23 protein-coding genes are annotated in these 22,256 nt (G+C 34.3%); 6 read left to right on the top strand and 17 right to left on the bottom strand.

Features of this window, described 5'->3' with window-relative positions:
• Window positions 1-66 precede the first annotated feature (66 nt).
• Together ACNQGB_RS14040 and ACNQGB_RS14035 are read left to right on the top strand one after the other, a co-directional pair.
• Window positions 67-528, top strand: a complete 462-nt coding sequence (locus ACNQGB_RS14040) for an SRPBCC family protein (protein ID WP_417944645.1) — start codon at window positions 67-69, stop codon at window positions 526-528.
• Window positions 528-1,826: a cryptochrome/photolyase family protein gene (locus ACNQGB_RS14035; protein WP_417944643.1), complete on the top strand. Its 1,299-nt coding sequence runs from the start codon at window positions 528-530 to the stop codon at window positions 1,824-1,826. The genes ACNQGB_RS14040 and ACNQGB_RS14035 overlap by 1 nt, the downstream gene beginning before the upstream one ends.
• 77 nt (window positions 1,827-1,903) lie before the next feature.
• Here the strand turns inward: ACNQGB_RS14035 and ACNQGB_RS14030 are convergent, their stop codons facing one another.
• The 9 genes from ACNQGB_RS14030 to ACNQGB_RS13990 all read right to left on the bottom strand — a co-directional run bounded on the left by ACNQGB_RS14030 (window position 1,904) and on the right by ACNQGB_RS13990 (window position 10,156).
• Window positions 1,904-3,325 carry an SDR family oxidoreductase gene (locus ACNQGB_RS14030; RefSeq protein WP_417944641.1) on the bottom strand — a complete coding sequence of 474 codons (1,422 nt, stop codon included), beginning with the start codon at window positions 3,323-3,325 and terminating at the stop codon, window positions 1,904-1,906.
• Between the two features lie 232 nt (window positions 3,326-3,557).
• Window positions 3,558-4,157 carry a GTP cyclohydrolase I FolE gene (gene folE, locus ACNQGB_RS14025; RefSeq protein WP_417944639.1) on the bottom strand — a complete coding sequence of 200 codons (600 nt, stop codon included), beginning with the start codon at window positions 4,155-4,157 and terminating at the stop codon, window positions 3,558-3,560.
• A gap of 50 nt (window positions 4,158-4,207) precedes the next feature.
• Complete coding sequence (locus tag ACNQGB_RS14020; RefSeq protein WP_309758575.1) at window positions 4,208-4,891, bottom strand: SDR family NAD(P)-dependent oxidoreductase; 684 nt, start codon at window positions 4,889-4,891, stop codon at window positions 4,208-4,210.
• A gap of 57 nt (window positions 4,892-4,948) precedes the next feature.
• Window positions 4,949-5,233: a TIGR03643 family protein gene (locus tag ACNQGB_RS14015; RefSeq protein WP_309758573.1), complete on the bottom strand. Its 285-nt coding sequence runs from the start codon at window positions 5,231-5,233 to the stop codon at window positions 4,949-4,951.
• A gap of 52 nt (window positions 5,234-5,285) precedes the next feature.
• The gene (locus ACNQGB_RS14010) at window positions 5,286-6,770 is read right to left on the bottom strand and encodes a cryptochrome/deoxyribodipyrimidine photo-lyase family protein (protein ID WP_417944637.1); all 1,485 of its coding nucleotides are present in this window, start codon (window positions 6,768-6,770) and stop codon (window positions 5,286-5,288) included.
• 8 nt (window positions 6,771-6,778) lie between these two features.
• Window positions 6,779-8,080: a DASH family cryptochrome gene (locus ACNQGB_RS14005; protein ID WP_417944635.1), complete on the bottom strand. Its 1,302-nt coding sequence runs from the start codon at window positions 8,078-8,080 to the stop codon at window positions 6,779-6,781.
• Window positions 8,056-8,190 carry a DUF2256 domain-containing protein gene (locus ACNQGB_RS14000; RefSeq protein ID WP_417944634.1) on the bottom strand — a complete coding sequence of 45 codons (135 nt, stop codon included), beginning with the start codon at window positions 8,188-8,190 and terminating at the stop codon, window positions 8,056-8,058. Before ACNQGB_RS14000 ends, ACNQGB_RS14005 begins: the two co-directional genes overlap by 25 nt.
• A complete protein-coding gene (locus tag ACNQGB_RS13995; RefSeq protein ID WP_417944633.1) occupies window positions 8,190-9,497 on the bottom strand; it encodes an ABC1 kinase family protein in 1,308 nt (435 codons plus the stop codon). The genes ACNQGB_RS14000 and ACNQGB_RS13995 overlap by 1 nt, the downstream gene beginning before the upstream one ends.
• On the bottom strand, window positions 9,497-10,156 hold the full coding sequence (locus ACNQGB_RS13990; protein ID WP_309757017.1) for a TetR family transcriptional regulator C-terminal domain-containing protein: 660 nt from the start codon (window positions 10,154-10,156) through the stop codon (window positions 9,497-9,499). The genes ACNQGB_RS13995 and ACNQGB_RS13990 overlap by 1 nt, the downstream gene beginning before the upstream one ends.
• Before the next feature lie 116 nt (window positions 10,157-10,272).
• Between ACNQGB_RS13990 and ACNQGB_RS13985 the strand changes: the two genes are divergently transcribed.
• Window positions 10,273-11,187 carry a TIGR01777 family oxidoreductase gene (locus tag ACNQGB_RS13985; RefSeq protein WP_417944632.1) on the top strand — a complete coding sequence of 305 codons (915 nt, stop codon included), beginning with the start codon at window positions 10,273-10,275 and terminating at the stop codon, window positions 11,185-11,187.
• A 2-nt stretch (window positions 11,188-11,189) separates the two neighbouring features.
• Here ACNQGB_RS13985 and ACNQGB_RS13980 read toward each other — a convergent pair whose 3' ends face one another.
• The 4 genes from ACNQGB_RS13980 to ACNQGB_RS13965 form a co-directional block, all read right to left on the bottom strand.
• Window positions 11,190-11,729 carry a YceI family protein gene (locus tag ACNQGB_RS13980; RefSeq protein ID WP_417944630.1) on the bottom strand — a complete coding sequence of 180 codons (540 nt, stop codon included), beginning with the start codon at window positions 11,727-11,729 and terminating at the stop codon, window positions 11,190-11,192.
• A 179-nt stretch (window positions 11,730-11,908) separates the two neighbouring features.
• Complete coding sequence (locus ACNQGB_RS13975) at window positions 11,909-12,460, bottom strand: acyl-CoA thioesterase (RefSeq protein ID WP_417944629.1); 552 nt, start codon at window positions 12,458-12,460, stop codon at window positions 11,909-11,911.
• Window positions 12,461-12,826: a 6-phosphogluconate dehydrogenase gene (locus ACNQGB_RS13970; RefSeq protein WP_417944628.1), complete on the bottom strand. Its 366-nt coding sequence runs from the start codon at window positions 12,824-12,826 to the stop codon at window positions 12,461-12,463.
• A 7-nt stretch (window positions 12,827-12,833) separates the two neighbouring features.
• Window positions 12,834-14,204 carry a DNA recombination protein RmuC gene (locus ACNQGB_RS13965; RefSeq protein WP_417944627.1) on the bottom strand — a complete coding sequence of 457 codons (1,371 nt, stop codon included), beginning with the start codon at window positions 14,202-14,204 and terminating at the stop codon, window positions 12,834-12,836.
• A 136-nt stretch (window positions 14,205-14,340) separates the two neighbouring features.
• Between ACNQGB_RS13965 and ACNQGB_RS13960 the strand changes: the two genes are divergently transcribed.
• Window positions 14,341-14,979 carry a Pr6Pr family membrane protein gene (locus ACNQGB_RS13960; RefSeq protein WP_417944626.1) on the top strand — a complete coding sequence of 213 codons (639 nt, stop codon included), beginning with the start codon at window positions 14,341-14,343 and terminating at the stop codon, window positions 14,977-14,979.
• Window positions 14,980-15,123: 144 nt separating this feature from the next.
• On the opposite strand, the gene ACNQGB_RS13955 is transcribed toward ACNQGB_RS13960, so the two are convergent.
• On the bottom strand, window positions 15,124-18,564 hold the full coding sequence (locus ACNQGB_RS13955) for a choice-of-anchor J domain-containing protein (protein WP_417944625.1): 3,441 nt from the start codon (window positions 18,562-18,564) through the stop codon (window positions 15,124-15,126).
• 243 nt (window positions 18,565-18,807) lie between these two features.
• Window positions 18,808-19,185, bottom strand: a complete 378-nt coding sequence (locus ACNQGB_RS13950) for a hypothetical protein (protein WP_417944624.1) — start codon at window positions 19,183-19,185, stop codon at window positions 18,808-18,810.
• 171 nt (window positions 19,186-19,356) lie between these two features.
• On the opposite strand from ACNQGB_RS13950, the gene ACNQGB_RS13945 reads away from it, so the two are divergent.
• Window positions 19,357-19,932, top strand: a complete 576-nt coding sequence (locus tag ACNQGB_RS13945) for a pseudouridine synthase (RefSeq protein ID WP_417944623.1) — start codon at window positions 19,357-19,359, stop codon at window positions 19,930-19,932.
• A 58-nt stretch (window positions 19,933-19,990) separates the two neighbouring features.
• Entirely contained in the window at window positions 19,991-20,446 is a 456-nt protein-coding gene (locus tag ACNQGB_RS13940) for a tRNA (cytidine(34)-2'-O)-methyltransferase (protein ID WP_417944622.1), read from the top strand.
• Here the strand turns inward: ACNQGB_RS13940 and ACNQGB_RS13935 are convergent.
• On the bottom strand, window positions 20,443-21,225 hold the full coding sequence (locus tag ACNQGB_RS13935) for an ABC transporter ATP-binding protein (RefSeq protein ID WP_417944621.1): 783 nt from the start codon (window positions 21,223-21,225) through the stop codon (window positions 20,443-20,445). The genes ACNQGB_RS13940 and ACNQGB_RS13935 overlap by 4 nt on opposite strands.
• Window positions 21,225-22,256, bottom strand: a complete 1,032-nt coding sequence (locus ACNQGB_RS13930; RefSeq protein ID WP_417944620.1) for an iron chelate uptake ABC transporter family permease subunit — start codon at window positions 22,254-22,256, stop codon at window positions 21,225-21,227. Before ACNQGB_RS13930 ends, ACNQGB_RS13935 begins: the two co-directional genes overlap by 1 nt.

Here is a 22,256-nt window from a genome sequence, read left to right as displayed (position 1 = left end):
AGAGCTCCACTGCTGTCCCTTACGCGAGTCTGTTACTAAGACATCATTTATTTTAAAACACCAAAAATGAAAATATACAAACAAGAAACCGTGCAGCATGTCAATGCCACTGTAGAAGAATGCTGGACTTTTTTCTCTAATCCAAGAAATCTTCAAAAAATTACACCAGAAGGAATGGGTTTTCAAATCACTGATTTTGACCAAAAATCAATGTATCCAGGCCAAATTATTCAATACAAAGTAACGCCACTCTTTGGGATCACTCTGTCTTGGATGACATTGATTACTCAAGTAAAAGAAAACAGTTATTTCATCGATGAACAAAAATTTGGGCCCTATAGTTTTTGGCATCACAAGCATTTCTTTGAAGCAACACCTACTGGAACTAAAATGACTGATGTAGTGCACTACGGATTGCCATTAGGGATTTTAGGACGTGTAATGAATACGGTAGTGGTGAAAAATAAACTAAAATCCATTTTTGAATATCGGGTTATTAAAGTGGATGAACTATTCAATAATAAGTAATGAGCAATAATCAAGTAGTTTCCATTTTTTGGTTCAGACGCGATTTGCGTCTTGAGGATAACATAGGATTGTTTCACGCGTTGAAATCTCCATATCCTGTAATACCTGTTTTTATTTTTGATGAGGCAATTTTAAAAAAGTTGCCAAAAAATGATCCCCGGGTTGGATTTATTCATGAAAATCTTTCTAAAATAAATGCACAGCTAGAGGAAATAGGAAGTTCCCTTTTAGTTCAAAAAGGAGAAACTGAAACTGTTTGGCAATCGTTATTGACACAGTACGATGTCAAAGAAGTTTTTTTTAATAAAGATTATGAACCGTATGCTTCAAAACGTGATGCTGCTATTTGTGAACTATTAGAAGCAAATCATGTTGTTTCGTATTTATTTAAAGATCAAGTAATTTTCGAAGAAAAAGAAATTACTAAAGCAGATGGATTGCCGTACACCGTGTACACTCCTTTTAAAAATAAATGGTTAGAAAAATACAAATCGATGGCTCCAGTTCAGGAGTACGATGCCACTTCACTTTACGCTAATTTTCACAAAAATAGTTTTGTGATGCCTACTTTAAACGAAATAGGTTTTGAAGAAAGTCTCATCAAAGTTAAGCCACATAATCTTAAATTTATAAGCAATTATCAAGACACGCGAGATTTTCCAGCGATGGATAAAACCTCGTATTTATCCCCTCATCTAAGGTTTGGAACAGTTAGCGTGCGCAAATTAGTTAACTGGGCTTTTCATAAAAATGACGTTTTTTTGAGTGAACTTATTTGGAGAGAGTTTTTTATGCAAATCCTTCACAGTTTTCCTAAAGTAGTCAATCGTAATTTTAAATCGGCGTATGATGGCATTCAGTGGCGCAATGACGAAGCTGATTTTAAGCGTTGGTGTTCAGGAAATACAGGTTATCCTATGGTAGATGCAGGAATGCGCCAGCTCAATGAAACCGGCTACATGCATAATAGAGTTCGTATGGTGGTTGCTAGTTTTTTATGCAAGCATTTATTAATCGAGTGGCAGTGGGGCGAGGCATATTTTGCTGAAAAATTATTGGATTATGAGATGTCTGCCAATGTAGGGAATTGGCAATGGGCAGCAGGTACCGGTTGTGATGCAGCTCCGTATTTTAGAGTATTTAATCCCGAAATTCAACAAAAGAAATTTGACGAAAAAGGAGTCTACATTCGCAAATGGATTAAAGAATTTGATTTGGGTTATGGAAAACCTATGGTGGAGCACGCAATGGCTAGAGATAGAGCTATTGCTACCTACAAAGCTGGAATTTTAAAATAATAATACAGATTGAACAGTATATAAATAGTTCAATCTGTATGGTCCTAGTTCTAGTAGATATAGAAAAGGATATTTTTTTATTCCTTAATTAATTTATTGAGCATTCCATTAAAGATAAAGCCATGGAATGGTAAAACAGAATACCAATAGAGTTTCCCTAAAATTCCTTTGGGCCTAAAAGTAGCGGATTGGTATAACGTTTGATTTATAATTTTAAATTCAAGCCAAGCTTCACCTGGTAGTTTCATTTCAGCAAACAAAATAAGTTTACCCTCTTCCTTATTGGCATATAAAACCCTCCAAAAATCTAAAGCGTCACCAGAATGTATATCGTGTCTGTTGGTTCTTCCTCGTCTGGAGCCCACACCACCGTATAATTTATCAATAAAGCCACGTAAGTTCCAGAGCCAATCTCCATAATACCAGCCTGAGTCGCCACCTATAGACCAAATTTTGTTGATGGTAAACTCCCGATCAATAAGTTCCATTTTTCGACGGTCGATAAAACAATCCTTTTTGGGAACTTTTAAATAGCCCGACATATTAGTTGTAAAACGACCACTAACCAAGGAATCTTTCCAACTGGATGCTACTTTATCTTCATCAACTTTGATCAAAGCACGCGAGAGTCCTTGTTGGTAAGTCATAGGCTTTACGTGCAGCAATTCATTAATTCGGGTGTCATTACAAACTACTTCTACTTTCATACTGCTGACTAACGCAGATGCCAATCTGTAAGACGTTGAAGTTACAAAATACAACCAATAGGACGACAATTTAGGTGTCATTACTGGCACAGTAAAAATCCATCGTTTTAGATGTTTTGCTTCTGCAAAACCCAAAAGCATTTCTTTATACGTTAATATATCTGGTCCGCCAATGTCAAAACTTTGGTTGTAAGTAAGCGGATTTAATAGTGATTTAGATAAAAATTCAAGCACATCAGGAATAGCAATGGGCTGACATCTCGTGTTGAGCCACTTTGGGGTAATCATAACGGGCAGCTTATTGACTAAATCCCGAATAATATCAAAGGAGGCGCTTCCTGAACCTACTATAATTCCAGCTCGTAAAGTGGTAGTGGCAAATGTACCTGTATTTAAAATTTCTTCTACTTTTTTTCTTGAGGACAAATGTTTTGATAACGATGTATCGTTTACAATACCACTCAAATAAATCACCTGTTTCGCTTTGGTAGTATTCAGGCGGGTTACAAAATGATGCGCGGATAGGCTCTCAAGTTCATCATAATTAGCGTCAGATCCAGACATGGAGTGAATCAAGTAATACGCAGCATCAATCTCATCGGGTATCGCTGTTAATGTATCTTCATCAAGAAAGTCAACTTCTATGATTGTGATATGGCTGACGCAGTCAATTGGACAATAAAATCTATTCTTATCTCTTACACAACAGATTATTTCGTGACCTTGTTCTACCAATAATGGTAAAAGTCGCTTCCCGATATAACCTGTTGCACCAGTTAAGAGAATTTTCATAATGTATATTTTTAATCATTTAAAAGTAAGACAAATAAAAGGGATCAAGATCCTTTACATCCTTTCGGTTCTTTAAGCCATACTTTGCATAAAATAGCTTAATATAATTTAAAGCGAAGTCCATAAATATAATTATGTGTACACTTCGCTTTATATGAAAAAAATAGATTTGTAATTACAAAACAAAAGATTTTGCTATCGTTATCTATCGTAGAGTATCTATAGAATAAAGTTAACTCAATTTATTCGAAACGAGACTAATAAATTCTTTTCTTGTTTTATCTTTCTCAAAAGCTCCTGTAAATGATGATGTAGTCGTCACAGAATTTTGTTTTTGAATACCACGCATTTGCATACACATGTGCTGCGCTTCGATTACAACAGCTACACCAAGCGGGTTTAAAGCGTCTTGAATACAATTCTTGATTTGATCTGTCAATCGTTCTTGTACTTGCATTCTTCTTGCAAAAGCATCAACAACTCTTGGAATTTTACTCAAACCTACAATCTTACCATTTGGAATATATGCCACGTGTGCTTTACCAAAAAACGGTAACATATGGTGCTCACACATCGAGTAAACTTCAATATCTTTTACCACAATCATTTGTTGGTGGTCTTCTGTAAACATAGCTGATCTTAGGATTTCCAATGGATCAAGGCCGTAACCATGTGTTAAATACTGCATGGCTTTAGCAACGCGCTCAGGAGTTTTAAGTAAGCCTTCGCGGTTTACGTCCTCGCCTAAGTTTTCAATAATTACTTTATAATTATCAGCTAGAGCTTCAGTTATTTCAGTATCATATTGTTCAATTTTTTCGTAACTTTTCATTTCTTTTATCATTGTATTCTGTGTTTCAATTTTATTGTAGGTAATTGTTTTTAAATTTTAAAAGTAACTATTCCATAATCCATTTCAAATATTTGACCGGATATGGATTTAGCATTTTCAGAAATTAAGAAGTTGGCCATATTCGCAACTTCTGCAGGTTTTAGATAGCCTTTCATTGGGTGGCGTTCTATCATGTTTTCTTTCATGCGGTCGTTTCTTAAAATACCTGCTGCAAGCGATGTTTCGGTAATAGTAGGTGCTATAGCATTGATGCGTACTACTGATGCTAGTTCAGCCCCTAATGATTTTACCAATCCTTCGACACCCGCTTTTGCAGTAGCGATGCTTGCGTGAAAGGGCATTCCTAATTTTGCCGCTACTGTGCTGAACAAAACGATTGAAGGATCTGTACCTTTTCTTAGAACAGGTAAATATTTTTGAATGGCCTTCACTGCACCAATCACATTAATTTCAAAATCGTTTTTGAAATCGTCAATGCTTAGACTTCCAATAGGTTTCAAGTTAATAGAACCCGGGCAATAAATCAAAGTGTCTATCGCTTCAATTTCAGGAAGTGCTTCTTTCAAAACATCTACCGAAAAATGTTTGAGGTTGGGGTGTGTGATCTCAGGAGCATTTCTGCTGATGTTGTAAACTATGTTTGTTTCTAATTGTTGCAACAAAATGGCACTACCAATTCCTTTACTACCACCAATGATTACTATGTTTTTCATATCTGTTATTAATCAGTTATATAAATTAAGGCAAAGTTTATTTATTAGTATCTAAAATTATCTTTTAGAAATTTTATTGTTATTGATTTGTCGCTGCATGGTACATTTAAAACGACCCTCGCGGAATTCGCGTAATTTTTCATGTTTGGTTTTACGACCCTGCACGCGTTCACGCCACATTCTAAAACTAGACGGTTTCATTTCGGTTCGCATCAAGTTGATTACTTCCTGCTCTTTTAATCCAAATTGCAATAAAATAGCATCAAAAGTGGTTCGGTCCTCCCAGGCCATTTCGATGATTCTGTCTTTTTCTAAATCGGTAAGTTCTTTTTTTGTGGTCACGCTATTTTAAATATTAAATTCTTGTACTTGTTTAAATTCGGTTTGCTAAATATTATTCACTATCGCCAATATCTGCCATAGTATGTAATCGTAATATTCGGGTACTTTCTTCTTTTACCAGCGGGTTTTTCTTCATTTTCCATAAAAAATCACTAGCAAATTTCCGTGTTCTTTCCATATTCACGATAGGTTTCGGATAATTGACACCAACTTCAAAGTCGTTAAATTTTTGATCCAAATACGTCATTTTATACGGTTCATGAATAAAAGCACGGGGTAAGCTTCTTAATTCTGGAACCCATTTTCTAATGAATTCACCTTCAGAATCGTGTTCGTAGCTATTTTTTATCGGATTGTAAATACGCAACATATTAATGCCTGTTTCACCTGCTTGCATCTGCAACTGCGGAAAATGGATACCAGGCTCAAAATCTAGAAACATTTGTGATAAATGTTGTGTTGCTTGCTGCCAAGGTTGCCATAAATTATGAGTAAAGAAGGAAACTAACATCGCTCGCATCCTAAAATTTAGATAACCAGTTTCATTTAAGCAGCGCATACATGCATCTACCAATGGGAATCCTGTTTGTCCTGTTTTCCAGGCAATAATGTAATTTTCATTCACTTTTTTATCCAAAGAATGAAAACCTTTATTCACGCTTTCGAACTCCATGATTTCCTCCATTTCAAATTTTTGTATGAAATGAGCTTGCCAAGTCAGGCGGGATAGGAACGAGTCTATTTGTTTTTTATCATTGCAGTGTAATTTAAAGGTGGCTGCTTTTTGTAAAACTTGTCTAGAGGATAAATTTCCCCAAGCTATATAAGGTGACAACCTGCTGCAACTTTTTCGCGCTAGCAAGGGTTTTGATATATGAGAACTATAATTATGATAGCGCTCATCAAAAAAAGTCTTGAGGTATTTCTCGGCCATAGTAGCACCTCCTTTTTGGAAAATGGTATCAGGGACAGTTGCTAAATCAGCTTTTTCGAAAACAGTTTCTAGTTCATTGATTTCCTCAACACTGATATATTGAGCTGGTTTTGGATCAAAGTCAAACTGTGGCTGATTCATATAATCCTCCCATTTAGAAACCCAATTATTTCTGTTTTTGAGAGCTCTAAAAATACCATTATTGATGTTTTCTTCCCAGTTGATTAAATTATTTTTACAGAAACGTTTAAAGGTTTTATCTCTTTCATAAGTGATTTTCAAACCTGTTTCTTGGTGAGAATACACATTGTCAATTTTATAGGTTTCCTCTAATATATTAAAAACTTGAAGTACTTCAGATGAAACGGCTAGCACTTTAGTATTAGATTTTTCCAATTTCTTGTTGATATCTAACAGAGATTGCTTAATAAAATTCCAATGTCTCTTACTGTAATGGGAATCATTTTCTAGTGATTTTTCGAAAACATAAAGAAACAAGGTCGGAATACCTGTTTTAGTTGCATTAAAAATTGCTTCGTTATCTTGTAAACGAAGGTCTCTTTTAAACCAAACTACATTTATATGTTTTTTATTTATACTCATCTATTTTTTTAAAATAATTTTTGTTGCAGCCACAATTTTTGAAATTTAAATTGCCCGTCATAGTTGGATGCTTGTAACTTGATATTAAATTTACGATCTCTAGGGTCGTTTCCTACTCCTGAAACATACATCCAGTTTCCGTAGTTGCTGTGTACATCATAATCTACAAGCATGGCTTCAAAATACGCTGCTCCAATACGCCAATCAATCAGTAAATCTTTGGCAAAATAAGACGCCACATTTTGTCTGCCGCGGTTGCTCATGAAACCTGTTTCGCGTAGTTCGATCATGTTGGCATTTACAAATGGCTCTTTTGTAGTCCCGTTGATCCAACCTTTTATTGCTAATTGATTGTTTTTCCAATCGTAATCTCTATCTAATATTCCACCAATTTTAAATATGGTGTCTCCATTTTTCAAGGAAATGTATTTAAAGTAATCTCTCCAAATCAATTCAAATATCAGCCAATAAGTAGATTCGTTTTTTTCTATCTCTTCTTCATAATTCAGAATCTCCCAATAGATCCTTCTAGGCGAAAGTGTACCATTTGCTAACCATGGAGAAAATTTAGAACTAAAATCAGTACCTACTAAACCATTGCGAGTCAGTTTGTAAACACTTAATTTTTTGGTTTCCCAAAAATAATTTTTCAGTCTTTTTAAGGCTTGATTTTCACCACCTAAAAATGGAAATGCTGACCTTGGATCTGGGATAAAAGCATCAAAACCAAGTTTTTCTAAAGTCGGGATTTCAGTTGTAATTTCCTGCCAGTTTTGCTTGGGTAATGCGAGTATTTCAAACTCTTCTCTTACCTTAGAACGTTTTTCGCATTGATTTCTAAATTGTGTAAAAACATTTGGAATCGACTCTATAGAAAACGGAATATCCTTTGGATGAAATAAAAACTGATTGTACGTTCCTAAGAATTTGGTTTCCTTGCAATTCGCTTTTACAGCTTCAAGTACTTTAGATTCCTCACTGGTCCATTCGTTTTGAAAGTAAACAGTCGTGACCTCATGCTCAGTACTAATTTGTGGAACTACTTTTTCAGGCTCATCAAAATGGACTAAAAGCGGAATATTTAATTTCGACAAATTCGATCTTAGTTCTGCTACTGATTCGATTAGGAATTTAGCTCTAAATTTTTCTGTCTTTTTAAAACCAAATCGAGATTCTTCAAAATGTCTTGGATCAAAACAATATACCGCGATCACGCTTTCATTATTTTCCACAGCATTAAATAAGGATTCATTATCATGAACTCTTAAATCATTTCTAAACCAGATTAACCCTTTTTGTTTCTTTTGCATTTTTCGCTACAATATTTTACTTCATCCCAAACCTTTTCCCATTTCTTGCGCCAATCAAATGGTCTGTTGCAGACCAAGCACATTTTAGAGGGTAGGTTGCCTTTTTTCACTAGTTGTATATCTTATATTCGTTAACCACTATAGTTGCTTTTAGATCAAACATCAAATTGTATAATCCAAAAAATGTACGGTTCATATAGATAAAGTGTTTCGATCCACGATTACCATTCATTTTTTTCAAATTCGTATCCTTCGAAAAACGCTCCCCTAATTGTGCAATACTGTCAAAAAATGATTCATCAGAAAAATCAAAAGTTTCTGCTTGGAACGGTTTTGTAAATAAGGATAATAAGTCATGAAACATATCCGTGAAATAAGCTATTTCTTCTTTGGTATCATCCGTTCTTAATATTTCTAATTCAAATAATTTGGCATTAAAAATTTTGGGATCGTTGATTACTTTTTTGTCAATCAATTCAAAATAAGGCGTGTAAAAATCATTAGGAATCTGTTTCATACAACCAAAGTCTAATGCGACTAATTCATTGTTATCGTTCACTAAGAAGTTCCCAGGATGTGGATCAGCATGTACTTTTTTCAAAATATGAATTTGATACATATAGAAATCCCATAAGGCTTGACCCACTTTGTTAGCTATATCTTTATTGCTATTGGATTTTGCAAATTCAGAAAGGTGATTTCCCGTCATCCAATCCATAGTGATGATTTTTTCTGTCGAAAATTCAGGATAATATCGTGGAAAAACAAGATTTTCAATTTTTTCGCAAGCTGCAACAACTTCTTGGCTTTGTTTTAGTTCTAATAAGTAATTGGTTTCTTCAATTAGTTTGTCTTCTACTTCTTTAAAGTATTTATCAGAATCTTTGCCTTGTAAGTTAAACATCCTAATAGCAATAGGTTTTACCATGGATAAATCTGAAGAAATACTGTTGGCAACACCCGGATATTGAATTTTAACGGCTAGTTTTTTGCCGTTTTTTACCGCCACATGTACTTGCCCAATACTTGCTGCATTTACAGAATTAGCATTGAACTCGTCAAAAATTTCATTTGGTGTTTTCCCAAAATTATTTTTGAATGTTTTCAAAACCAATGGCGCTGATAAGGGCGGAACTGAAAATTGCGATAATGAAAACTTTTCAACATAGGCTTGTGGCAAAAAACTTTTGTCCATGCTTAGCATCTGCGCTACTTTTAAGGCACTTCCTTTTAAACTTTTAAGTCCATCATAGATATCTTCAGCATTGTCTTCGTTTAATTTATCACGTGTCAAGTCAGAGTTTACTATTTTTTCTCCGTAGTACTTCAAATAATTTACGCCCACTTTTGCACCAGTTTGCACCAGTTTAGTAGCTCTTTCAATTTTTGAAGTTGGGATGTAGTCAATTGTTTTCATTATTTATTGTATATTTTTTCTTTGAAAATGAATTTTCCAAAGTCAATTAAGCTGTCAATAGGAGCAATGTTCATCAATTCAAATGTTGCTTTCACTGATTTTTCGATATAAATATCTGTTTTCTCAAATGCTGGAGAGGAATCATCTAACCAAAACTTCATAGTCAACAAAAGCTGAATCCAAGACGTTTCAATAAATGTTTTTTCTTGGAAACTTTGAAATCGTTCTTGTTGCGTTCTAAAATCGTCTGTGATAATTTCGATTAAGAAATTTTTGTAGCTATTTCTTAAACCCGATAAAAGCGCTAATTTTTTTAATTGATTGTTGTGTTCCTTTAAGACCATTACAACATAACTTCTGTTGGCTGTAAGGATTTCAAAGAAGGTAAAGTAAAAACTGAGCATTTTACTCCTCATATCATACATCTCGTATTCCTTATTTTTGTGCAGTAAATCGATTGTTTTCTCAGTAAACATTTTGAAAATTTCTTTTTCGATACTTTCTATAGTTCCAAAAAACGCGTAAAATTCTGTTTCTGTAAAATCATTCAGTTTTGTAAAATGATAAACTGACTTAGGTTTTTCACTGTTTTCAAGTACATAATTCATGTACATTGAAACTATTTTATCCTTTGTGATGCTTGATTTTTTAGTTGCCATTTTTATGTATTTCAAATTAGAGTATAAAGGTAGTAAATGTTTAACTATATATTAATAAAGTTAAACAAAATTTAATATAATTTTATATCGTTATAAATTGTTAGTTTTACACTACTATGAAAAAAAATGTTTTAATAAGTGGAGGTTCTGGATTTATTGGGGGTCATTTAGCAAGTTTATTAGTTTCAAAAGGATACTCTGTTTCTATACTGAGTAGAACTGAAAAACAAAATAGAGATGGTATTTCTTATTACAAATGGGATGTTGCCAAAATGACAATTGATGAAAACGCAGTTTTAAAAGCGGATTTTATTATACACTTGGCTGGTGAAAATATTGCAGAAAAAAGATGGACAGCCAAACGAAAAGCTGAAATTATCGATAGTAGAGAGCAGTCTACTCAACTGTTGTATTCGGTGTTAAAAAAGAATAATAAGAAACTAGAAGCCTTTATTTCAGCATCAGCAATTGGTATTTATGGTGCTGTAAATGGACAAGAAATTTGTACAGAACAAATGACGCCTGCTAATGATTTCTTGGGTTATACCTGTCAGAAGTGGGAAGAGTCACTAGATTTTATAGAAAATTTAAACATTAGAACGGTTAAAATTCGTACCGGTTTAGTGTTGGGAAAAAACGAAGGTTTTTTGAGTAAACTGGTTCTGCTTTTTAAAAATAGATTGGGTTCCGCTATAGGCTCTGGCGAGCAATACATGCCTTGGATTCATATTGATGATTTGTGTGGTATATATTTGCAAGCGATTTTAAATCCTACAATGGAAGGTGCTTATAATGCAGCTATTTTAGATGATACCACTAACGCTATCTTTTCTAAAGCCTTAGCCCGCATATATGGATATTCGATATGGTTGCCCAATGTTCCTGCTTTTATTCTAAAATTGGTTATGGGCGAAATGGCGGTTATTGTTTTGACAGGACGCAGGGTTTCATCTGATAAAATCGAACAAGTTGGTTTTCAATTTAAATTTAAAAACTTGGAAGTTGCATTAAGAGATTGTTTAAAAAAATAAGTTTATTGTAGGACGCAACTGACTGTAATTTTCACTGTTTTGGATATTTTAGTATCTACTATGGCGGGAATTTTGATGTTAAAATCAGCTGTGTTTACTATAACTGATGTCACAAGTTCTAATCGGTTGTCTATTTTTTTCAAAAAACCGACACAGTTTATTTTTTTAGTTTTACCATGAATAGTAATTTTCCCGTTGATTTGATGCTGTTTTGCAGTTGAAGTACAATTTTTTAAATCAAATTTTTCGATTCTACCCTTGAAAATAGCTCTAGGATACTCGTTGCTTTCTAAGTAATTATCGTTAAAATGTTCTTGCATCAAACTTCTTTCAAACTGAAAATCCTTAACATACATCCAACAAGTAAAATCACCAGTTTTAGTTATTAAAACACAGCTTGCTTTTTTATTAATAGCTTTTACTTCTTCAAAAAATGGAATAGAGGCTTCAAAAGATACGTTTGCACGATCTGTCATCATTCTTTCTTGAGCAAGCAGTTGCATGGCAAAAAGTAAAAGTAACGCTATTGTAATTTTTTTCATGGAATTGATGAATTAAATTACTTAAAGTTACAAAAATTATTTTTTAAAACATAAGACTTTGACGACTAAAAAAATAAATAAAATGTATTATTTTGTACGTTTTAATTAAAAAAAAAGGAATTTTATTTAATGTTTTAGCAGTGTTTCTTGATTTTATTTAGAACTAACGTTTGCTTAAGTTAGTCTTGTATTTCTAATTTAACGTTGTATTTTTTTAAGTTTTCTAGCGTCGCTACTGAGTTGTAATCAAATTTTTCTTCGTGCAGTTCTTTTTCTTTTTTCAACTCTATTTGTTTGATACAATTGCAAAAGCGGCGCACTTCATTTTTATTAGATAAAATTAATCCTGGAACAAGCATACTATTGCCTTGCTCGTCTTTAGCAACCATCGTAAAATACGAGGAATTGCAATGTTTGATTGTTCCTGTTTGTATATTCTCGGCTTCTACACGAATGCCAATAACCATAGCACTTTTACCAACATAATTTACAGAAGCTTTCATAGTTACTAGTTCGCCAACTTCTATAGGCTTAAGAAAATTTACAGTGTCTACGGATGCCGTTACACAATAATTTCCAGAGAATTTTGATGCACAGGCAAAAGCAATTTGATCCAACAAAGACAGTATATAACCTCCATGAATCTTTCCGCTAAAGTTAGTGTGCGACGGAAGCATTAATTCTGAAATACTGATATTCGATGAAGCTACAGTTTTAAAGGTCCTATTCATTTATTTGATTTTGAAAGGCGAGTTTACTTTTTTTACGGCTACAATAAAGTAGCGAGTGTCTCCCCACCACGGGAACGTTCGGTAGCGCTCCACATAGTTCACCTGAACATATTGACCTTCCATATCTTTTAAATCAGCAATCACTTTTTCTTCACTATCCATCACAGAAAAAGTAAAAATCTGTGCTCCAGAAATTCCTTGACTAATTTCACCTTCCCAAGTTTTGAATGCAACTCCTTTGTGACTGACCTTGATCAACTCACCAGATCGCACGCCTTCACTGTAGGTTGCTGTGTATAAAAAACCAAAATATCCTGCTACTGCTACTACAAGGATAACTGTGATAATCAATAAAATTTTTCTCATTTTAGATTTAGTTTAAAAGTTTATTTTCGTCTTTTTCTGCTCGGTTTAAGATGCTTTCAGGAAGTGCTTTTTTAGCTTTAGCCCCCATTTTTTTTAATTTCTCGACACTTACAATTAAGTTTCCTTTGCCTTCTACCAGTTTGTTCATGGCACCACTATATTCTGTTTTGCTTTCGTCTATTTTTTTTCCGATTTTGATTAAATCACCCACAAAACCTTCGAATTTATCATACAAAGCACCAGCTTGCCTAGCAATTTCGAGTGCGTTTTCTTGCTGCTTCTGGTTGGTCCACATGCTGTCAATAGTTCGCAAAGTAGCTAATAAAGTTGCAGGAGTAACTATGACAATATTTTTCTCGAATGCCTTGTTGTACAAACTAGTATCTTCATTGAGTGCCAAAGCAAAAGCAGGCTCGATAGGAATAAATAATAATACAAAATCTGGGCTTTCAATTTGGTATAAATCCTGATAGTTCTTGTTGCCTAATTGCTCTACGTGACGTTTTATAGAATTAACGTGTTCTTTTAAAAAACCAACTTTTACCTCGTCGTCCTCTTCATTGATGTATTTTTCATAGGCGGTTAAAGAAACTTTAGAGTCGACAATCATTTTTTTGCCATCTGGTAAATTGATCACTACATCAGGGAAAACGCGGTTTCCATCAGCAGTTGTAAAGGCTTGCTGCACTTCATACTCTCGTCCTTTTTCTAAACCTGATTTTTCTAACACACGTTCCAGTACGAGTTCGCCCCAATTGCCTTGCATTTTGCTATCCCCTTTTAATGCTTTTGTCAAGTTGATCGTTTCTTTACTCATTTGGATATTCATTTCTTGCAATCCCAATATTTGTTGACGCAGAGCGGCATGGTAATCGATGCTTTCTTTGTGTGTGTCTTCGACTTTCTTTTCAAACAATTGAATTTTATCCTGCAAAGGGGACAAGATATTTTTCATGTTTTCCTTGTTCTGTTCAGTGAATTTATTCGATTTTTCCTCTAATATTTTATTGGCGAGGTTCTCAAATTCTTTCGTGAATTTTTCTTGAAGTTTTTCTACTTCTTCTTTTTGTTCTTTGTTTCGTTCCCAAAGATTCTCAAAATCTACTTCTTTTTTTGAGAGTTGAATTGCAAGACTGTCCTTTTCACTTCTGATATTTTCTTTTTCAGTATTGGATGTTTCTAATTGTTTTTCAAAGGCTATTTTCTCCATTATAATTTGCTCTTTCAGTTGATTAAACTGTGAACTGGAAGCAATGAGTTTCTCCTCTAAACTAATTTTTTCAGACTGGAATCTGGCAGCGTATAGCATCTTGCCAAGGAAAATCCCGATAGCGAGTGCAACTATGAAAATCAATAAAAATGGAAGCATATTTGACATAGAATTTCTTTTTGTAAGTTTGTAAAAATAAAGAAAAGTTTCCGAGTTTCTTTTGAGAAATCAAAATAGTATTTATTTTTTAGCATTCATTAAATTGTAAATTTAGTATTAACTTCATCTTTAAACTTTAGAATACATGCAGGATAAATCTTTAAAATTCAAAACGCTATTTTGTGCTACAATTTCAATTGTGGGTTGGTTTGCTGTGATTTTTCAATTGTATCTTATTATCATTAACCGTGTGGCTTCACTTCCTGAAACCATTGTTCGGTTTTTTAGTTTCTTTACTATTCAGATCAATATTCTCGTAGCAATTTGCTTTTCCTGTCTTTGCTTGGGGCCTAAATCCAATTGGGGTTTGTTTTTTTCAAAAGCGAAGAATGCAACTGCCATTACTTTGTATATTTTAATAGTAGGGCTGGTTTATAACGTTATCTTACGTTTTTTATGGGCTCCCACAGGTTCTCAAAAAATAGTAGATGAGTTGCTACATCTCGTAATTCCAGTATTAGTTTTATTGTATTGGATTGTATTTGTAACCAAGAAAGAATTGGAATATAGCACAATTTTTAAATGGCTAATTTTTCCTTTTGTGTACTTAATTTATACCTTAATTCGCGGTGCTTTTTTTGATTTTTACCCGTATCCATTTGTTGATGTAAACGCTTTGGGATATTCTGAAGTGATTCGTAATAGTTTTTTTATGCTATTGACGTTTTTATTTTTTGGAATGCTATTAATTGCTGTTGGCAAAAAGACTGCAGTAAAGTCGTAATACGGTTGTTAATTAAGTTGCTGAATGTACTCGAATAAACCTAGTAATAAGTGCACTCTTATACCATATTTTGTAAATACTTTAAATAAATAAAGCCAGATTTCAGTTGTGAAATCTGGCTTTTATTTAAAAAATTAATTCTATTTATTTTTTAACAATTTTATTTCTATACATTACTTTGTTGCCATCGCTCACTGTATAAATGTATATTCCAGCAGGAAGTTTAGCGATATTTATAGTAGTGGTATTGCCATTAGAACTGCTATTCAATTTATACGGCATACCCATTGATCGTCCTAAAACATCGTAAATATTAAGCTGTAAATCTGTTGTGTTTTCTAAATTTACAACCACATTAAATGATTCAATAGTTGGATTTGGGTAAGCAACTGCGCTCAACTCATTTTTATCTATAACATCATTGGTACTTAACGTAATGTCTTCTTTGAGTTCAAATCGTGCGATTACTGGGCCATGATCTGACGTAGTAGTCGTGTAACTAGGTATGTCTGTTCTTGGATCGTAAACCATTATCGAATTTGGTACGTATTCATCTGTAAGTTCATTTGAGACTACTATATGGTCAAGAAAACCACCAGAAGACAAGTAGCTAAAAGCGCCTGCTTTACTGATTTCCAGTGTCAATGTATTATAACGTGCAGTATCTTCAACCATTTTTTGATAAGAGGAAGGATTACCAGCAATAACAGACTGGTCCACATCATCATTAAAATCTCCTAATAGCATTACATTGGCATTTGGGAACTCAACATCTAAACTGTCTTTTAAAACTTCGACATCATATTTTCTCATATTGTATCGTGCTATATCCCCTCCGCTGTTGGCTCTTGCATGAAGATCTACAATTTTAATGTCTTTTTTGACTCCACCAATATTTGTTTCTATTTCAACTAAATACGGTAAACGACCAGACGAATAAAAGCTTGAACCGTCGCCACCTGGATAATTAGGAAGTGTTTTTGTTCCAGCACGTACTTCGTCGTACAATTTAGAAAATAGTACACGTGTCTTTTTTACTGCGGTAGTTTGTGTATTGTAAATCACTACTAATTTTTGCGGTGGAAAATTTGCATCCGGAGCTTGAAACGAGCGTGACCAAACTGGAGAAACTGATTTCGCGAAAGTTTTTCCGTTAACACTTATTTTAGTTAGTAACAGATCTAAAGCTGCATCATCCGAAACTTCTTGAACAGCGTAAACATCTGCATTTAAAGTATTCATGACCTTGGCCACGTTGTCTATTTGAAGCGCATCATTTGTTGGGCCAAATTCAGTTCCGCCTGTATCTTTAACATCAGTTCCAAAAAATTCTAAGTTATAGGTAACAATATCAAAAGTTTCCGCTTTTGTTATGGAAGAACCTTTGAAAGCGCCAATTTCTTGATTAAGTCCTGTTCCTGTTAACTTCAAAGGACCAGAAATGGTAAGTGCTTTTACAGAGGGAGCGAAACGAGCGAAAATTTTTTTGCCTGCTACAGCCTCGGTAGCGGTGATCACTACACTAGTTTGAAAATTCGTATTGTCAGTTGATATTTGAAAATCAGCAGGAGCAGTTAGGTTGATATCACCGTAACCACCTGCCATAAATGCAAATGATTGACTTGATGAAGTAGTGTTAGGGCTAACCTCTCCAAAATTTAGATTAGGGTTAGATGCTATAAATGTTTCATTATTTGCTATTCGTACATCATCTAGTGTCCATTCCGCACTATCAGAACCGGATCCAGAACCAGTCGATTCATAAACCCAAGCAATATAGGTGTGGTCGGTTTTATATGCTTGTAAGTTGATGAATTGTGATTGTTTAAATGTACCCGTTGTGGTAGGAAAATCTCCTTCTAATGCGGTCCACGTTGCATTTTCAGGGTTGCTTTTTCCATCATAATCTACTGAGACCATCAACTTAAGAGGTGTTCCTGAGAAAAATTTACGGGAATAAAAAGACAATAGCGGAAATTGATTAAATGTATCTAAACGTAAATTTGGGGAAATCAACCAGTCTTTACTAGCACCATTTTCAGAAAAACCATTCATTTGTACCGCTGCAGGTCCGGTATTGAAACGAGAGGTTGTGCTTGCCCATTTAATCCTATCGCCAGTTACACTGTACGCTGTCCAGCCACTGTTAGAAAGAACATTTACATCATTAAAATCTTGGATGTATGGATTTATTCCTATACCTGTTAAGCTTACAGACTTAGTAGTTGCATTTGTAGCTTCATGGTTTATTTGACCTGAAAAAACGCCAGTTGTATTGGGCGCAAATTTCACATATACAGTTGGTGTTGCTCCATTATTAAAGTCAGCAGCTGCAAAAACTAAATTCGTTCCAAAACCAGTAGCTGCCGCTTTTGAAATGGTATAATTTCCTGATGCAGTTACTATTACATCACTTGCTAAATTGAGTGCTGTTATTTGATAATTTAATGGTGTTGAACTGAAATTTTGCTCTACAAAACTAAAATCTAGTGCCGTTTTAGACGTTGTAATAGAAGGCACTGCAACGCTCGAAGTAGTAACATTTAATGTGTTTACTGTAGTTTGTGAATTCCCTGCATTATCTTCTGACACAGAGTATACCACATAAGCAGTACCCGAAATTAATCCAGTATTGTTTTGGGTATATTCTAAAGCAGGATTAACAATTGTAAGCGTTCCAGCTCGTAAAGCTGCAGTATTAGAAGCATTTGTTCCTGCCTTTATTTGTGCGGCGGTTGGAGTAGTACTTCCTGAAGCTTCAACTATAAAATAGGTTTTTCCAGCTTCATTAATTTTAGTCAAAAAATCAAATCCATCAGAAAGGATTCTGTTTATTTTAGGAAATCCATCTGCATTTACTGGAGAAGTAACATCATTAATAATGCTAATGTTATCAATGGCAAAAGAAGGACGTGGGCCACCTCCAGAAATTTGCCTGCAAATCCATCTTATTTGAACTACCGCTTTGTCATCGCATTCCGAAGGGAGTACAACTTTAATCGTTTGAGGATTTTGTGGTATAGTTACTCCAGAACCTGTTTGTGTTGTAGTATTATTTTGATATGTTGTATTCTGCAAAGTAATAAAATCAGCAGTAGTACCTACGCGGTACTGCAATGCCATTTCGTTAATTCGAGTATTTGTTGATGTGCCATATGGATTACGAATTGTCATAGCATTATATTGTACTTCAATGCCTAATTTGCCAGAAGTGTTAATAGCAAAACCAATGGCAAAGTCATTACTACCACTATTTAGTATTCCTATTTTTCCATCATAGTTATGAGTACTACCGGAAGTGTTACTAGCACCGCTGCTTGCTACTAAAGGTTGATCTGCAAGTAAAACTCCAGTTGTTAAGAATGGCGTTGTACCTGAAGGTAAAGAAGTTGCGGATGTAGCTGTTTTCCAACCTTGAAATCCAGCAGGATAGGTTGTGGATGTGTAAGCAAGGCTAGAGAAATCTTGTGTATAAGGTAAATTTTGTGGCACAGGTGATGTTCCTTGTGCCAGTACCGTTGTTGAAAAACAGTATAAAAAAGTAAAAAAAGCTACAACGTAGCGCAAATAGTAATTCTGTTTCATATAGATTTAAGGTGAATTTAGGTCGCAAATCTATAAGTTTTAATGTTAAGAGAATATTATAAATTTATCTAATTCAGTATTTTAAAAATTAATAATTTGGAAACTTATTTTTCTTTTTTGCCAACCGATATTTAATACCTTTTTTTAATTCAATAAAAAAGCCAACAAGAAATAAATTCCTTGCTAGCTATTAAAATTTTGTAATACAGTATTTCTGTTTTAGTATAGCGCTATGAGACTATTTTACTCGTCCAATTTTATATTTCCGCGATTTTCTTTGTTATCTGGGTGTCCATTAGGATATCTTTTTGCTGTAATATCAGAGTTGTAATCTTCATTTTCAACGGTTCTCATGGTTTCTTTTTCTGAAGATACACCGCGACTTAAACTTTCGTTTTCATTCCAATTTCTTTCTTCAGGTTCTGGTATAGAAGCTATTTTTTGGTCTACATTACGGGCTCTTTGCACCAGTTTTTCATTTCCATTGGCGTCAATTTCCACTTCTTCTTTAAGTATTGATGCGCCTGTGGCAGGATCTTCGGGACTATTATTTCCGCTTAATCCTTCATTTGTAGTTTGTTTATTATTGGATTTTTTGTTACTTAAATCGTCGCTTTGCATGATATTTTTTTTAAAAGTTACTATTTTATGGTACTATAAGATTACAACAAAAATCCTTGTTATTTTAATCATTTAACATAGCTTTTGCTTTCTAATAGTAATTGTATAGCGACACTATTTTAAATCCATCAAAAACAAAACTATCTTTGCTCACACAAACAATCGAATAAAATGCCGCATTCGCACTTCATCATTCACAAACCTTACGGATATTTAAGTCAGTTTATTTACGAGTTAAAAAGAAAAAAGAAATTGCTGGGGGAGTTGTATAATTTTCCGATTGGGACAATGGCAATTGGACGTCTTGACGAAGATTCAGAAGGGTTGTTATTGTTGACTACTGATGGGATGATGAGCGAAATTATTCGAAGTAAAAAAGTAGATAAAGAATATTTTGTGCAAGTAGATGGTGTTATCAATCAGCAAGCTATTGATCAAATAAAAAAGGGAGTTGAAATCGGATTTAACGGTACCAAATATAAAACCAAGCCTTGCCAATCCTTTATTTTGAATGAAATTCCTAATTTTGGCCAACGCGGAAAAAAAATTCGAGATGACCGTCATGGTCCCACTTCTTGGGCATCGATTACAGTCAACGAAGGCAAATTTCGCCAAGTGCGCAAAATGACGGCTGCTGTTGGTTTTCCCACGTTACGTTTGGTTCGTGTTCGAATAGGAAACATGCATCTCAATGATTTACAGGCAGGGGAAGTTAAAGAAGTTGAGGATTTTCAAATAGAGATGTAACGGATTTGATCTGAATTTTTTAATCTTTTAATTTTTCAATATTTTAATAAAGTATAATATGTTAAATATCGTTCTAGTAGAACCTGAAATACCTAACAATACCGGAAACATTGGCCGCTTGTGCGTGGGCACAGAAAGTCGTTTGCACTTAATTCATCCTTTTGGATTTGTCATTAATGATAAAAACCTAAAACGTTCTGGATTGGATTATTGGGTGCATCTTGATGTGACAGAATATCAAAATGTAGCCGAATGGAAAGCGCAGATAGCAGACTTGTCTCGCGTTTTTTTAATGAGTTCTCATGCTTCAAAATCGTATTTAGAAACTGATTTTCAGGATGGCGACTGGTTAGTTTTTGGTAAAGAGAGTAAAGGCTTGAGCCAAGAAGTTCTCGCACAGTTCGAAAATCACTTAACTATTCCTATGTCACCACTCATCAGAAGTTTTAACATAGCGAATTCTGTAGCGTTTGTTATTGGTGAAGCAAAAAGGCAAATAAGTTTGAACGTTTAAGAAATTACAAACTTCCCTTTTTCAGGATCAAAAACAATATGCTCGTCTTTAAATAGCGTGTTGAAACTGCCTTTTGCAATGAAATTGCAGGGTTCGTCTTGTAGCACTATTTCTGGAGTCATAATAATCATTTCGTCACTCAATTGTATGGCCATATCGATATCATGCGTAGAAAACAAAATGCATTTTCCGGTTTCCTGTGTGAGTTTTTTTAAAAGTTTGAACAGTGCTACTTTATGCAGTAAGTCCAGATGGGTAGTGGGTTCATCCAAAATTATTAATGGAGTATCCTGTGCCAACGCTCGTGCAATCATTACTTTTTGTAATTGTCCATCACTGATTTCATAATGCTTTTTGGCGGCTAAATGACTAATTTGTGTCAACGCCATGGCTTCGTTAACTTTTACAATATCAATGTCAGATAAAGTTCCCATCCAGTTGGTGTAGGGTTGTCTTCCTAAAGCAATGAGTTCAAAAACGGTTAAATTACTGGGAGGTAATTTTTCGGTTAAAACGATACTTAGATTTTGTGCTAAAGCCAAAGGTTCATAGGAAGTAATTTTCTTTTCATTCAAAAAAACAGTACCCATTAGGGGTTTCTGTATTCCTGTTATTGTTCTTAAAAGTGTCGATTTCCCTATGCCATTGGCACCAATTAAAGCAATTAGTTTTCCTTTTTTTAAAGAAATAGAAATGTCAGAAGCTACTATTGTTTGCTGTTTTTTATGAGAATACCCAATGCTGATTTGAGAGGCTTGTAAGATGATTTTGTTTTCCATTAGGCAATCATTTTTCGTTTTTTAACCAATAACCAGATTACAACTGGAGCGCCAATTATAGAGGTTACCGCATTGATGGGTAGCGTGATATTTAATCCAGGTAACTCTGAAATCACATCACAAATGAGCATTATTGATGCTCCTAAAAGCAACGTACTCCAAAACAATACCGCATGGTTGCTGGTTTGAAATAGTAATTTTGCAATATGCGGAACGGCTAGTCCAATAAAGGCAATTGGTCCTGCATATGCGGTGATACTTCCTGCTAAAATACTGGTGGCGAAAATTATAATTAAGCGTGTTTTTTTGAAATTCATACCTAAACTACGAGCGTAATTTTCGCCCAATAATAAAGCGTTTAAGGGTTTGATACTAAAAACACTCAACAACAGTCCTGCTACAACACAAACTGTCAAAATTAAAATAGAAGACCAAGATAAATTGCCTAAGTTTCCCATAGACCAAAATGTAAATTTTCGCAACTCTTCGGCTGTACTAAAATACGTGAGAATACCTACTATTGCGCTGGTAAAGCTACCAAACATTAATCCTACAATTAAAATAGCCATAGTATCACGTAACTTTTGGGACACCAATAATACTGCTATCAAAACGATTGAACTTCCTATGGTTGAAGCCAAAACAACTCCATAAGGTGATTGTATTATAGTACTCAAAAATGGTGGCAAAAAGCCAGCTCCCAAAAGTACAAAAGCTACTCCTAAACTCGCACCAGAACTTAGTCCCAATACATAGGGTCCTGCTAGTGGATTTCGAAATAAAGTTTGCATCAACAAACCACTTATCGACAGTCCCATTCCAACTAAAACAGCTGTAATGGATTTGGGTAAACGGTAATTCATAATAATGTACTCCCAACTAGATTTGCTGGCTTGACCGCCCGTTAAACTAGTGTAGATTTCTTTAAAAGGAATCGTAATAGAACCCAAACTAATGTTTACAAAAAACAAAAGCACAAGCACAAAAGTGAGCAAGAAAAATAAAATTATATTTCGTTTTTGATGAGGCAA

This window comes from Flavobacterium frigidum, from assembly GCF_048286795.2.
Note: the sequence above shows the minus strand (reverse complement) of the source record. Positions and strands in the feature narration are given on the sequence as shown.